Origin of the sequence: Stenotrophomonas sp. HMWF003 (assembly GCF_003061285.1) — a bacterium.
Taxonomy (GTDB): Bacteria; Pseudomonadota; Gammaproteobacteria; order Xanthomonadales; family Xanthomonadaceae; genus Stenotrophomonas; species Stenotrophomonas maltophilia_AP.
In genome coordinates this window covers 802-1909 of record NZ_QAIW01000306.1, presented here as the reverse complement: position 1 = coordinate 1909, position 1108 = coordinate 802, and the positions used below count along the sequence as shown (strand labels likewise).

Annotated in this window: 1 protein-coding gene; it reads left to right on the top strand. The window is 62.8% G+C overall.

The features are described from left to right. Window positions 1–876: T6SS immunity protein Tli4 family protein (locus tag DBR34_RS21375; RefSeq protein ID WP_181393990.1), on the top strand; the 876-nt coding region annotated here is incomplete at its 5' end. Window positions 877–1108 lie beyond the last annotated feature (232 nt).

Here is a 1108-nt window from a genome sequence, read left to right as displayed (position 1 = left end):
CACGTCAACCTCGACTGGGCTGCCGTCGAACGACTGCCCGCCAGGCTGCACAATGCCGACGGCTTCTGGGCGCATGTGCATGCCCGGCGCGATTCGCTGGCGGCCCAGCCACACGACACGGAGCCGAGTCTGCTGAGCCACTACGAGCAAGTAGGTGAGAACGCAGCGCTGCTGTTGCACAGGAACATCCCGGTTAACAAGCGCGTTTACTACCTCGAGCGCTACCTCTGGCTGGGCGACCGCGGCTATCTGTTCAAAGGGCTGGGCGAAGGTGAGGAGATCAAAGCCAAGCTGCCCGCCTACAAGCGGATATTCTCGCGGCTTCAGCCGCTGAACAGCCTGGATCAACCGGGCGGATTCTGCATTGATGGGGCGGTCGTGACTGCTGAGGTGAAAATCGACGCCAGCCTTACCATGGAGGTTCGCGGCTTCGACAGCACCACGTTAACCGTTGGGACCGTCGAGGCGAACGAGGCGAGCGAACTCATGGCGCTGCCGGCCAGCGAAGCCTGGATGTTCAGCGCTGCGGGACAGCTTGACGTAGCGCAGCAGGAGTTCAAGATTCTCCGCGCTGACCCGAACATTCGGGACATGTTCGATTCGGCGATGGAGCTGAGCATCCTTCGCAGCGGACAGCGCACGGTGGCAAACCGGCAAGGCGAAGAGGCGGTGTGGAGGATGCGTTTCAACAACGGATCAATCCAATACCACTTCATGTGGACCCGAGCAGATCGCAGGCCGAGTCTTCACGAGTCGCCAGGACTCACGTTTCAGTTGAGCGCAGGGGATCCGCTGAATCCGGATGCAAGGCTACCACCCGAGCAGGCGTTGCTTGGCCTGTGGGACACGGTGCTGGATTCGGTGCACAAGCGTTGAAACAACGCAGCATCCACCTGTAGTGGGCGACGGGTTCGAGCGGTTTGCAGCGTCGACACCCTCAGCACAGCGCAGCGCCACACGCGGTGCCGCCGCCCCGCAAGCAACCTCGCTCAGCTGCTCACACGCGACTGGGCCCCGGCAATCAACCGGCATCCACAATCCAGCGCGTCCATATGGCGGGCCACGGAACGCCCGGCCAGGCGCCGCACCGGGTCACCTGAGACGATCG